7 protein-coding genes are annotated in these 12,950 nt (G+C 67.9%); 4 read left to right on the top strand and 3 right to left on the bottom strand.

From position 1 onward, the window contains the following. Positions 1-15 precede the first annotated feature (15 nt). Positions 16-1,554, bottom strand: a complete 1,539-nt coding sequence (locus tag DBR10_RS06840; protein WP_108505961.1) for a helicase HerA-like domain-containing protein — start codon at positions 1,552-1,554, stop codon at positions 16-18. A gap of 98 nt (positions 1,555-1,652) precedes the next feature. Here DBR10_RS06840 and DBR10_RS06835 point away from each other — a divergent pair, with 98 nt between their 5' ends. The 4 genes from DBR10_RS06835 (at position 1,653) to DBR10_RS06820 (ending at position 10,577) form a co-directional block, all read left to right on the top strand. Further along, positions 1,653-2,798, top strand: a complete 1,146-nt coding sequence (locus DBR10_RS06835; protein ID WP_108505962.1) for an AI-2E family transporter — start codon at positions 1,653-1,655, stop codon at positions 2,796-2,798. 287 nt (positions 2,799-3,085) lie between these two features. Then, complete coding sequence (locus tag DBR10_RS06830; protein WP_108556224.1) at positions 3,086-7,939, top strand: NAD-glutamate dehydrogenase; 4,854 nt, start codon at positions 3,086-3,088, stop codon at positions 7,937-7,939. 58 nt (positions 7,940-7,997) lie between these two features. After that, positions 7,998-9,308: an MFS transporter gene (locus DBR10_RS06825; protein ID WP_108505500.1), complete on the top strand. Its 1,311-nt coding sequence runs from the start codon at positions 7,998-8,000 to the stop codon at positions 9,306-9,308. A gap of 63 nt (positions 9,309-9,371) precedes the next feature. Next, positions 9,372-10,577, top strand: coding sequence for a DUF418 domain-containing protein (locus DBR10_RS06820; RefSeq protein WP_108490180.1), 1,206 nt, complete (start codon positions 9,372-9,374; stop codon positions 10,575-10,577). Here DBR10_RS06820 and DBR10_RS06815 read toward each other — a convergent pair. Next, positions 10,574-11,332 carry a dienelactone hydrolase family protein gene (locus tag DBR10_RS06815; RefSeq protein WP_108504025.1) on the bottom strand — a complete coding sequence of 253 codons (759 nt, stop codon included), beginning with the start codon at positions 11,330-11,332 and terminating at the stop codon, positions 10,574-10,576. The two genes, DBR10_RS06820 and DBR10_RS06815, sit on opposite strands and share 4 nt — an antisense overlap. A gap of 191 nt (positions 11,333-11,523) precedes the next feature. Further along, a partial coding sequence (gene purH, locus DBR10_RS06810) for a bifunctional phosphoribosylaminoimidazolecarboxamide formyltransferase/IMP cyclohydrolase (protein WP_108556223.1) occupies positions 11,524-12,950 on the bottom strand: 1,427 nt, incomplete at its 5' end.

Genomic DNA, 12,950 nt, shown 5'->3' with positions numbered 1-12,950 from the left:
AACTCTGCCCCCGGCTTAGCGCCGCCGCTTCAGGCCGCCCATCAGGCCGCGCATGATCTCGCGGCCCGCCTGGCTGGCGACCGTGCGCAGCAGCGACTTGGCGAAGGTCTCGGCCATGCCCTGGCGGCTGGACGCACGGGCGCGCGGTGCGGCGCGGCTTTCGCGGGCCTCGCGCGCCTCTTCGCGCTCCCGGATCCTGTCTTCGGCGGCCCGCGCCTTTTCGGCCTCGGCCTCGGCCTTTTCCGCGTCTGACTCACGCTGGGCCTGCTGGGCACGACCCTGAAGGATCTCGTAGGCCGAATCCCGATCCTGGGCGGTGTCATAGAGACCCGCGACCGGGCTCTTGGCGATCAGGGCGGTGCGCTCTTCCGGCGTCAGCGGACCGAGCCGCGAGACCGGCGGACGGATCAGGGTCTTCTGCACCACGCAGGGCGCGCCCTTGGCGTCCAGGGTCGAAACCAGGGCCTCACCCACGCCGAGCGCCTGGATGGTTTCGGCGGTATCAAAGCCCGGATTGACCCGGAACGACTGGGCGGCGGCCTTCAGGCCCTTCTGGTCAGCGGGGGTGTAGGCGCGCAGGGCATGCTGCACGCGCGCGCCCAGCTGGCCCAGCACGGCATCGGGGATGTCAGCCGGATTCTGGGTGACGAAATAGATGCCGACGCCCTTGGAGCGGATCAGTCGGACGACTTGCTCGACCTTCTCCACCAGGGGCTTGGGGGCGTCGTTGAACAGCAGGTGCGCCTCGTCGAAGAAGAAGACGAGGCGAGGCTTTTCCGGATCGCCGATCTCGGGCAGTTCCTCGAACAGCTCCGACAGCAGCCACAGCAGGAAGGTCGAATAGAGCTTGGGCGACTGGATCAGCCGGTCGGCGGCCAGCAGGTTGACATAGCCGCGACCCGCGACGTCGGTGCGCATGATGTCGGCCAGTTTCAGGGCCGGCTCGCCGAAGAAGTTTTCCGCCCCCTGGGTCTGTAGGGTCAGCAGCTTGCGCTGGATCGACCCTACCGTCGCCGCCGAGACGTTGCCGTACAGGGTCCCGATCTCCGAGGCATGGTCGGCGACATATTTCAGCGCCGCCTGCAGGTCCTTGAGGTCGAGCAGCAGCAGCCCGTCCTTGTCGGCGACGTGGAAGACGATGGTCAGCACGCCTTCCTGGACGTCGTTCAGCTCCAGCAGGCGTGACAGCAGCAGGGGCCCCATCTCCGAGATGGTGGTCCGGATGGGGTGTCCCTTGAGGCCGAACAGGTCCCAGAAGATGGTCGGCGGGGCCGCCGGCGTCAGGGTCAGGTCCATCGAGGCGGCCCGGGCCTGCATCTTCTCGTTCGGGTTGCCCGGCATGGCGATGCCGGAAAGGTCGCCCTTCACGTCGGCGGCGAACACCGGAACGCCGGCGTCGGAAAAGGCCTGGGCCATGATCTGCAGGGTTACGGTCTTGCCCGTACCGGTCGCCCCGGCAACGACGCCGTGGCGATTGGAGCGGTCCAGCCTCTGGGTCACGGGGCCTTCGCCCAGTCCGATCAGCAGTTCGCCTTCACCAATCGACAACGTCATCTGCAACATCCTTCAAACAGAGGCGCTAAGCCTAGCCGTACCCTTGCGTCGCGCCAATCGGCGAGGGCAAAGTCGATGCAACTTCCCGGAGCGCCTGAATGACCGTTACGTCGCCGTCTGCCACCCGCAACGCCGTTGTGTTCCTGGCGGTGATTGCCGGAGGGGCGGCGCTCTTCTGGATGCGCGACATCCTCACGCCCCTGGCCCTGGCGGCCTTTCTGGCGGTGATGATCGACAGCTTCGCCCGGGTGATGATGGCCCGCATCCCAAAGCTGCCGCAGCGCGTCGCCCTGCCGACGGCTGTGGTGCTGTCGATCGTGCTCTTTGGCCTGTCGGTCTGGGTTGTGGCGGAAAACAGCGCCGGCTTCGTCAACCAGCTGAAGGACTATGCCCCGCGCCTCAATGACGTGATCGCCCGGATCGCCCATGCGGTCGGTATTCATGTCGCCCCGACCCTCGGTGAGCTGATCACCCAGCTGAACCCCTCCCGCTATGTCGGGGCCGCGGCCCAGAGCCTGCAGAACTTTGCGGCCAGCGCCGTGCTGGTCCTGATCTATCTCGGCTTCATCATCGCCTCGCGCCGGGGCTTCACGCGCAAGATCGTGGCGCTGTTTCCGCAGCGCGCCGAGCGCGACGGGGCCATGGTGCTGTTTCACCGCATCCGTGACGGGGTCGAGCAGTATCTCTGGATCCAGACGGTCACCGGCCTGATGATCGCGGTCGGGGCCTGGATGGTGATGGCCTTGCTGGGCCTCGACAACGCCTTTTTCTGGGCCTTCCTGATTTTCCTGGCCAGCTACATCCCGATCCTGGGCGGAGCCATCGGCTGCTTCCTGCCGCCGCTGTTCGCCATCGTGCAGTTCCCCGACAGCTTCATGCCGGCCCTGGTGCTGTTTGTATCCCTGCAGGCGATCTATTTCGTGGTCGGCAACATCGTGCTCCCCCGCATGCAGGGCGACAGCCTGAACATGGACCCCACCGTGGTGCTGCTGTCCCTGGCGGTCTGGGGCGCGCTCTGGGGCGTGCCGGGCATGTTCCTGTCCACGCCGCTGACCGTCGCCTGCATGGTCATTCTGGCCCAGTTCGACGGCTCACGCTGGATCGCCATCCTGCTGTCCGAAGACGGCGATCCTCAGGGGGCCGTGCCGGAGGGATCGGCCGCAGCCGCTGATCAGGACCCTGTTGCGGAGCCTGCCGCGCCGAAGCCGGCGCGAAAGTCCGCGCCCCGACGGAAAGTCGAGTAGGGGGACTTAAAATCGTGAAAGCGGATCCTATCTCTGGTTTGTTCGGCACCCCCCAACCGAACCCCGCGCGACGCAGCCTGCTTTCCGAGGCGCGTCCGAAGCGGAAGATGCCCGCCGTCCCCCCTGGCGGGCCTGCGCCGCCGGTTCCCCCACCGGCGGCGCTTCCGTTTCCCGGCTGCCCACAGCCTTTCTGAAAAACAGCAAGATCCTTTTCAGGACTCTCATAGATAGGTTGAATCCCGGCCCGAAAAGGCTAGGTTATCGCCAAAAAATAGCGAGGAAATCCCATGGTCGGTGCAAAAATTGACCTCAAGGCATCAGGCGCTCTGGACGGACCGCTGGCGAAAGCCTTCGCCGAGGCGCTCGGCCAGTCGGTCGATGCCCTGCCCGCAGAGGCGGCCGCCTTCGTCGTTCAGGCCCAGGATGACTGGTCGGCCGACGAGCTGCCGGGAGTCGATGCCGCCGACACCGCCCACGCCCTGGCCGATTTCTGGCGCTACGGGGTCGAGGCCTCCGACCTGTCCGATCCCGCCCTGCGCCTGCGCCGGGCCCGCAAGCCGGACGGCACCGACCTCTCCAGCGACATTCTCGAAATCGTCCAGCCCGACCGGCCCTTCCTGGTCGACAGCATCATGGGGGCCGTGGCCGAGGCCGGCTTCTCGGTGCGGGCCCTGTTCCACCCGGTGGTGGTGGCCGACGGCCAGCGCCGGTCGATGATCCAGATCTACCTCGCCCCGGTCGGCGAGGACCGGGAGGCGGCGCTGATGGCGGCCGTGACCGAGGCCCTTACCGATGTGCGCCTGGCCGTGCAGGACTTCGAAGCCATGCGAGGCCTGATGCGCCGCACGGTCGCCGACCTGCGCGACACCCAGGTCGACATTCCCGCCGAGGAGCGGGCCGAGGACATGGACTTCCTCGAATGGCTGGCCGCCGATCACTTCGTGTTCCTGGGCGCCCGGGTCTATGAATATCCGCGCACCGCCGACGGCGGCTATGCGGCCGAGGAGCCCCTGTACCAGCCGGAAGGCAGCCTGGGCGTCCTGCGCGACCAGAGCCGTACGGTGCTTCGCCGCAGCAGCGAGCCCGCGATCCTGTCGCGCGCCGTCCGCACCCATATCGAGATCGGCGAGCCGATCGTGGTGGCCAAGTCCAACCTGCGCTCGCGCGTGCACCGCCGCGGCTACATGGACTATGTCGGCGTGCGCCGGTACGGAGCCGACGGCAAGCCGTCGGGCGAGGTCCGTTTTGTGGGCCTGTTCACCGCCGAGGCCTACGAAACACCGGCCCACGACGTGCCGCTGATCCGCCGCAAGGTGGCCCATGTTCTCGACAGCGCCGGCAAGGATCCCGACAGCCACAACGGCAAGCGGCTGCGCAACATCCTGGAAACCTGGCCGCGCGACGAGCTGTTCCAGACGGACGAGGACGTGCTGCTGGCCATGGCCCTGGGCGTGCTGCACCTCTATGACCGCCCGCGCGTCAAGCTGTTCACCCGCCGCGACCCGTTCGACCGCTTCATCTCGGCCCTGATGTTCATTCCGCGCGAGCGCTATGATTCCGGCGTCCGCGAGCGGGCCGGCCAGCTGCTGTCCGACGCCTTCGGCGGGCGGGTCTCGGCCTACTATCCCAGCTTCACCGACGCGCCGCTGGCGCGGGTACACTTCATCATCGGGGTCACGCCGGGCGACCATCGCGAGCCGGATCTCGCCGCCGTCGAGGCCGCCATCGCCGAAACGGCGCGCACCTGGGAGGACCGGTTCGAGGCCGCGATCCGCGACAGTGCCGCGCCGGGCACCGTGGCCGGGATTCTGGGCCGCTATGCCGGTGCCTTCCCGCCCGGCTATCGCGACCAGTACGACGCCGCCGAAGCCCTGGCCGATCTGGCGGTGATCGACACCCTCGCCGCAGACGAGGCCGTCCGGGTGCGGGCCTTCCGTCGCCCTGACGACAGCGCGGTGACCTTCCGCTTCAAGCTCTATCGTCCGGGTGCCGCGGCGCCCTTGGCCGACGTGCTGCCGATCCTGGAACATATGGGCCTGAAGGCCCTGATCGAGGACGGTCACAAGGTCTCGCCGACGGCAGAGAGCGGCGAACGCGCGCCGGTCTGGGTGCACGAATTCATGCTGCGCGACGACCAGGGCGAGAACCTGGCCTTTGCCGACGTCAAATCCGCCTTCGAGGCCGCCTTCGTCGCCATCTGGACGGGGCGGACCGAGAGCGACGGCTTCAACCGCCTGGTGCTCGAACTGGGGGTCGGCTGGCGCGAGGCGGCCCTGATCCGGGCCCTGGCCCGCTATCGCCAGCAGTCGGGCCTCGACCCCAGCCAGGGCGTGCAGGAACAGGCCCTCGCCGACCACCCGGCCGTGGCCCGCCTGATCCTGGATCTCTTCCAGACCAAGTTCCATCCGGCGGTCGCCGCCGATCTCAAGACCCGACAGGAGCAGGCCAGGGCCGTCCAGGCGCGGATCGACGAGGCCCTCCAGGCCGTTGAAAGCCTCGACGCCGACCGCGTCCTGCGCCGCATCGCCGCCCTGGTCGGGGCCATCCAGCGGACCAACTTCTACCAGCCGGGTCTGGATGGTGAGCCCAAGCCCTATATCAGCTTCAAGATCGCCTCCCGCGAGCTGGAAGACCTGCCGGCTCCCAAGCCCTATCGCGAGATCTTCATCTCGGCCCCGCATGTCGAGGGCGTCCACCTGCGCTTCGGTCCCGTGGCCCGCGGCGGCCTGCGCTGGAGCGACCGTCGCGATGACTTCCGCACCGAGGTCCTCGGCCTGGTGAAGGCCCAGCAGGTCAAGAACGCGGTGATCGTGCCGGTCGGCAGCAAGGGCGGCTTCTATCCCAAGCAGCTGCCGCGCGGCGGGGATCGCGATGCGATCCAGGCCGAGGCAATCCGGGCCTACAAGACCTTCCTGTCGGGCCTGCTGGACCTGACGGACAATATCGACGCCGACAACAAGGTCGTGCCGCCGCCTTCGGTGGTCGTGCATGACGGCGAGGATCCCTATCTGGTCGTTGCGGCCGACAAGGGCACGGCGACCTTCTCCGACATCGCCAACGGCGTGGCCGAGGACTACGGCTTCTGGCTGGGCGATGCCTTCGCCTCGGGCGGTTCGGTCGGCTACGATCACAAGGTCATGGGCATTACCGCCCGCGGGGCCTGGGAAGCGGTCAAGCGCCACTTCCGCGAACTAGGCAAGGACATCCAGACCCGCCCCTTCACCGTCGTCGGCGTCGGCGACATGAGCGGCGACGTGTTCGGCAACGGCATGCTGCTGTCCAAGCAGACCAAGCTGCTGGCCGCCTTTGACCATCGCCACATCTTCCTCGATCCCGATCCGGACGTTGCCGTTTCGTGGGCCGAGCGCGACCGGATGTTCAAGCTGCCGCGTTCCTCGTGGGACGACTACGACCGCAGCAAGATCTCGGCCGGCGGCGGCATCTTCGCCCGCAGCCTCAAGAGCATCCCGCTGACCCCCGAGGTCCGCGCCATGCTCGACCTCAAGGCCGAGGCGGTCTCTCCGGCCGAGCTGATGACGGCCATCCTGTCGGCCCGGGCCGAGCTGCTCTATCTGGGCGGCATCGGCACCTATGTGAAGGCGCGGGGCGAGAGCCAGGCCGACGCCGGTGACAAGGCCAATGACGCCATCCGCGTCAACGGTGCGGACCTGCGGGTCAAGGTGGTCGGCGAGGGGGCAAACCTTGGTCTCACCCAGGCCGGCCGTATCGAGTTCGCGTCAGTCGGCGGTCACATCAATACCGACGCCATCGACAATTCGGCCGGCGTCGACAGCTCCGACCACGAGGTCAATATCAAGATCCTCACCGGTCTGCTGGAGCGGTCCGGCCAGCTGACCCGGGAGTCGCGCAACCAGCTGTTGCCGACCATGACCGACGATGTGGCCAGCCACGTCCTGGCCGACAACTTCGACCAGACCCTGGCCCTCACCCTGCTGGAAAGCGATGCGGTCTCGGAAGTCGACAGCCACGCCCGCTATATGGCCGACCTTGAAAACCGCGGCCGTCTCGACCGCAAGGTCGAGGGGCTGCCGGGCAATACCGTACTGCTCGAGCGCGGAGCCTCGGGCCGGGGCCTGACCCGGCCGGAACTGGCGGTCCTGCTGGCCTATGGCAAGATCGACCTGTTTGACGACATCGTCGCCTCCGACGCGCCCGATGATCCCTGGTTCGAGGCCACCCTGCGCGGCTACTTCCCGCCGGCGATGGACCGCTATGCCGACCAGATGCAGAAGCACCGCCTGAAGCGCGAGATCATCGCCACGGTGGTCTGCAACCAGATGGTCAACATGTGCGGCCCGACCTTCGCCTCGCGCCTGAAGGCCGCCGCCGGCTGTGATGTCGATGCCCTGGTCACCGGCTTCACCGCCGCGCGCCAGATCCTCGGCATCGATGCCCTGTGGGACCAGGTCTCGGCCCTCGACAACCAGGCCTCGGCCTCGGGCCAGACCGCGCTCTACAAGGCCCTGGCCTATGCCCTGCGCAGCCTGACCTTCTGGCTGGCCCGCCGGGCCCAGCGTGACAAGGCCTCGGTCAAGGCCCTGGTCGACAACTACGGACCCTCGGTGGCCGAGCTGCGCACCCTGACGCCTGCCGTCCTGTCGACCTACGAGCAGAAGGCCGTGGCCAAGCGGGTCAAGGCCTATGTGGCCGAAGGCGCGCCCGAGGCCCTGGCCCTGGCGGTGGCCAGCCTGCAGCCCCTGACCACGGCGGCCGATCTGGTCGACCTGGCCAATGCCTCCAGCTGGACCGTGAAGAATGTCGCCCGGCTCTATCACCAGACCGGGGCGGCCTTCGGGTTCGACCGACTGCGCGGCGCGGCCGGGGCCTTCGTCGGCGGCGATGCCTTCGAGCGGCTGGCCGTCCGGCGTCTGATCGAGGACCTGCTCAGCGAGCAGACGGCGATCACCCAGACAGTGCTGAAGTTCGCGGCCAATGCCCAGGCCGGGGATGACGACATCTCGGCCAAGGCGGCGGTGACCTCGTGGTCGGCCCTGCGGACCGATCGCGTCCGGGCCGCCCGGCGCACGGTCGAGGATATCGAACAGGCCGGCGGGGGCTGGAGCTTTGCCAAGCTCACCATCGCCAATGCGGCGTTGCGCGAGCTGGCCAACGCTGTCTGATTTTGCCTGCCTTTCCCCCGGTCCCGTGATTTAAGGCTCGGGTACCGGGGGAGAGTTCATGGACCAGGGTGATCGGCGACGCGTGGCCTGGGCCGCCTATGAATGGGCCCAGCAGCCCTATTGGGCCCTGATCGCGACCTTTATCTTCACGCCCTATTTCGCGGCGGGCTTTGTCGGCGATGCCGCCCGGGGCCAGAGCCTGCTGGGCTATGCCGGGGCGATCTCGGGCCTCGCCATCGCCATCTTCAGCCCGCTGGTCGGTGCCGCCGTCGACGCGCAGCGCAATCCCCGCACCTGGCTGGTCGTGCTGGCGGTGCCGTTCGTGATCGCCAGCGCCGGCCTGTGGTGGGCGGTACCGGGCCAGACGGCGATGATCGTTCCGGTCCTCGCCTGTCTGGTCGTCGCCGGGGTGACGGCCGAGCTGGGCGGGTCGGTGATGAATGCCCTGCTGCCGATCGTCGCTCGCGAGGGCGAGGTCGGGCGGCTGTCGGGCACGGCCTGGGCCATGGCCTATGTCGGGGCGCTGATCTCGCTGTTCATCGTACTGTTTGCCTTCTCCCTGCCCAGGGAGCCCCTGCTGGGCCTGTCCAAGGCCCTGCACGAGCCCGACCGGATCGTCGGCCCGATGGTGGCCTTGTGGTTCCTGCTGTTCAGCTGGCCGCTGATGCTGAGCGCGCCCAAGCCGCCGCCGGCCAGCGGCACCCGACCCCTGGCCGAGCTGTGGGAGACCATTCGTGGTCTGCCGGCCAAGCCGCACATGCTGAAGTTCCTGATCGGCCGCATGCTGCTGGGCGACGGCATTTCCAGCTTTATCGCCTTCGGTGGCGTGCTGGCCGCCGGCCTGTTCGGCTGGACCACGACCCAGTTGGGCCTCTACGCCATCGCCCTGTCGGTGACGGCGGGGATCGGCACCTTCATCGGTGGCCGCATCGACCAGAAGATCGGCAGCAAGGCGACGGTGCTGATCGCCGTGGCGGTGGTGCTGTTCGGGGCGGCCGGGATCGGCTGCGTCGGCCGCGACAGCCTGTTCTTCCTGTTCCCGGTGCCGCCGGCCGTGCCCGGCGGAGCCCTGTTCGCCAGCCTGCCCGAGAAGGTCTATCTGGGCTTCAGCCTGTTCGTCGGCCTCACCTTCGGTCCGGCCCAGGCCTCGCTGCGGGCCTGGATGGCCGAACTGGCCCCGGCCGGCGAGACCGGGCGGTGGTTCGGGCTCTATGCCCTGTCGGGCAAGGCCACGGCCTTCATGGCCCCGCTGGTCATCGCTTTCGGCACCACCCTGATCGGCGACCAGCGGATCGCTGTGGCGGTTTCGGCCCTGTTCATGATCGCCGGGGCCGCTGTCCTCGTCCGGGTGCCTGAGCGCCGTCCCTGAACCCCCGGTTGCCGCCCGCAGCGCTTTGGGTCACTCTGGCAACGGACATTGCCGGGGGGCTCCATGACCAAAGCGCGCATTACGCTGCTCGACTCGCTGCGGGGGCTGGGCGTCCTCGGCATCCTGATCTGTAACGTGCCGGATTTTGCCGCCTCGCCCGGCATTGCCGAGTCGGTCCGCCACTGGCCGCACGGAACGGGTGCCGACACGGTGTCGGTCTGGTTCGCCACCCAGTGGCTGTTCCAGCGCAAGTTCGTGAGCCTGTTTTCGATGCTGTTCGGGGTCTCGATCTTCCTGGTGGGCGGCGAGCGCTCCGAGACCGAAAAGGGTGCCATCCTGCGCAAGCGCCTGATGTGGCTGCTGGCCTTCGGCCTGCTGCACGGCTTTGCGATCTGGTACGGCGACGTCCTGCTGAGCTATGCCCTGGCCGGTTTTGCCCTCATGTTCGCCCGCTCGTGGACCCCGCGCCGGCTGTTTACCGTCGGCATCAGCATCTGGGCGCTGTTCTCGCTGCTGATCGCCGTGGGCATGGCGTTCATGATCCTCGGACCGGACGATGCGGCCGCGCGGGCCACCGAAATGGCGGCTTTCAAGGCCAAGGCCGCCCTGGCCGAGGTCCAGTATTCGGGAACCTTCCTTCAGTCCCTGATCCAGAACGCGAAGGACCGGCTGGAACTGCTGCCCAACGAGCTCATCATCTTTTTCTTCAGTTTCAGCCTGATGCTGATCGGACTGGGCTGCTTCAAGACCGGTGTGTTCACGGGCCAGGCCTCCACGCGCACCTATGTCGTGCTGACGGTCGTCGGACTCCTGGCCCTGGCCGGGACGGGCGCGTTCCTGACCGGCGTAGTGGTCAATGGTCTCTCGCGGGACTGGCTGCAGGCGACAGAAGCCTTCCAGATGGCGACCGCGCCCCTGACCACCCTGGCCTATGTCAGCCTGATGGTGTTCGCCGCCCGCGCGACGGGCCTGTGGAGCGCGATCCCCCGGGTTCTGGCCCCGGTCGGGCAGATGGCCTTCACCAACTATCTGACCCAGTCGCTGATCATGACCGCGATCTTCTATGGCGGCCGTGGCCCGGGCCTGCATGGCGAGGTCGACCGTCCGGGCCTTGCCCTGATCGTGGTCGCGGTCTGGATCGTCCAGATCCTGTGGTCGAAATGGTGGATGGACCGCTTCACCATGGGCCCGCTGGAGTGGCTGTGGCGGCGGCTCTATCGCGGCCCGACCCCGCTCCGTCGGGATCGTGACGAGGCCGTGGCGGCCTAACCCCTCAGGGCTTCGGTCAGCGCCTTGGCGAAATAGTCCCGGGTCTGGCCGAACAGGTCGGGCCGGTACTTCGCCCGCGGGTCATTGGCCCGGTCGTCGTCATAGGCGTGGGTCGCATCGGGCAGGAAGACGGTGTCCACCGCCAGGCCGTCGCCGGACAGACGGTCCAGCGCCTTTTTGGGGTGTTTCCAGCCGACCACCTGGTCCTTGCCGGCCAGCACGGACCAGACCCGGGGCACCGGCCCGCTCCAGCCCCGGCTCGAGGTCAGGGACGGGTATCCCGCATAGGGATAGACCAGCAGAACGCCCCGGACGCTGGCGCGCAGGCGGGCCGGATCGGCGTCGGCCAGGCCGGTGGCCCGGGCCGCGCCCGAGCCGACCGCATAGCCGTCCATGATCGTCCAGCCGCCATGGCTCCAGCCGGCCAGGAAGACCCGCGAGGTGTCGGCCCAGGCCTGCCCCTCCAGCCAGGCCAGCATCGCAAAGAGATCGGCCGACCGCTTGAGGCCCTGCAGGGCCACCCCGGTGCAGACGAACAGCTTGGCGTCCAGGGTCGACATGCCACGCGGCTTCAGCGAGTCGACGACCACGGCCGCATAGCCGGCCTGGACCGCCACCTGGGCATAGGTTTCGAGAAACGGCGTCTTGCCGCCGCAGCCGTGCAGGATCAGCGCCACCGGGAAGGGACCGGGCCCTGAAGGCTTGAAGACCTTCGAGGCGGAAGCGACCTTTTCGCCCCAGGTGGCGCTGTCCATCGGCTTTGGTTCCCTGACTCTTGTATCTCCGCTCTCCCCGGCGAAAGCCGGGGCCCAGATTCAGACCGAGCGTCTGGCGATGCGCGACTTTGGACAGAGCCATAAGCCGCCATATCTCATGGGTTCGATCTGGATCCCGGCTTTCGCCGGGAAGAGCGGAGGGGGTTGGTCCAGACTAAGGCGCGCGTCTTCTAGTGGCGGAACACTCGCACACCGGTGAAGGCCATTGTAAGGCCAAGCTTGTTGGCGGCCTCGATGACCTCGCCGTCGCGCATCGAGCCGCCCGGCTGGATGATTGCCGTCGCTCCGGCCTCCGCCGCCTGGATCAGGCCGTCGGCAAACGGGAAGAAGGCTTCTGACGCACAGGCGCAGCCCTTCAGATCCAGCCCGAAGTCGGCAGCGCGCAGCGCCGCGATCCGGGCCGAGTCCTTGCGGTTCATCTGGCCGGCCCCGACCCCCAGGGTCTGGCCCGCGCGGGCATAGACGATGGCGTTGGACTTGACGTGCTTGCCCACGGTGAAGGCAAACAGCATGTCGCGGACTTCTTCATCGGTCGGCTGGCGGTCAGTGACGATCTTCAGGTCCGACGCCTTGATCCGCGCGTCATCGCGCGATTGAACCAGGAAGCCGCCGGCCACGCTTTTGAACGTGTCGCCGGTCGACAGGGCGTCGGGCAGGCCGCCGGTGACCAGCAGGCGCAGGTTCTTTTTGGCCGCGAACACTTCGATGGCGTCGTCATCGGCCTCGGGGGCGATCACCACCTCGGTGAAGATCTCGACCATGGCCAGGGCCGCCTCGCGGGTCAGGCGGCTGTTGACGGCGACGATGCCGCCGAAGGCCGAGGTCGGATCGCAGGCCAGGGCCCGCTCATAGGCTTCGCGCTGGCTGGTGCCGACCGCCACGCCGCAGGGATTGGCGTGCTTGATGATCGCCACGGCCGGACCGTCGGCGGGGTCGAACTCGGCGATCAGCTCGAAGGCCGCGTCGGTGTCGTTGATGTTGTTGTAGCTGAGTTCCTTGCCCTGCAGCTGGGTGGCGGTGGCCACGCCCGGACGCGGGCTCGGGAAGGTGTAGAAGGCCGCCTTCTGGTGCGGGTTCTCGCCATAGCGCATGGTCTGGCGCAGTTCGCCGGCGATGCTCTTGCGGGCCGGGAAGTCCTGGCCCAGCGCGGCCGAGAACCAGGCCGAGATCGCCGCGTCATAGGCCGCCGTGCGGGCATAGGCGCGGGCCGCCAGGGTCTGGCGCAGGGCCAGGGTGGTGCCGCCGGCCTTTAGGGCGTCCAGCACCTCGGCCAGATCGGCCGGATCCGTACAGACGGCGACATAGCCGTGGTTCTTGGCCGCCGAACGGATCATGGCCGGGCCGCCGATGTCGATGTTCTCGACGCATTCGGCATAGCTGCCGCCCTTGGCCACGGTGGCCTCGAACGGATAGAGATTCACGTACAGGATATCGATGCCGCCGATGCCGTGATCGGCCATGGCTTGCGCATGTTCGGGAGCATCCCGAACCCCGAGAAGCCCGCCGTGGACGATGGGGTGCAGGGTCTTGACCCGGCCGTCCATCATTTCCGGAAAGCCGGTCAGGTCCGACACGTCCTTGACCGGCAGGCCGGCCG

The sequence above is a fragment of the Caulobacter sp. HMWF025 genome (genome assembly GCF_003060965.1).
Taxonomy (GTDB): Bacteria; Pseudomonadota; Alphaproteobacteria; order Caulobacterales; family Caulobacteraceae; genus Caulobacter.
Note: the sequence above shows the minus strand (reverse complement) of the source record. Positions and strands in the feature narration are given on the sequence as shown.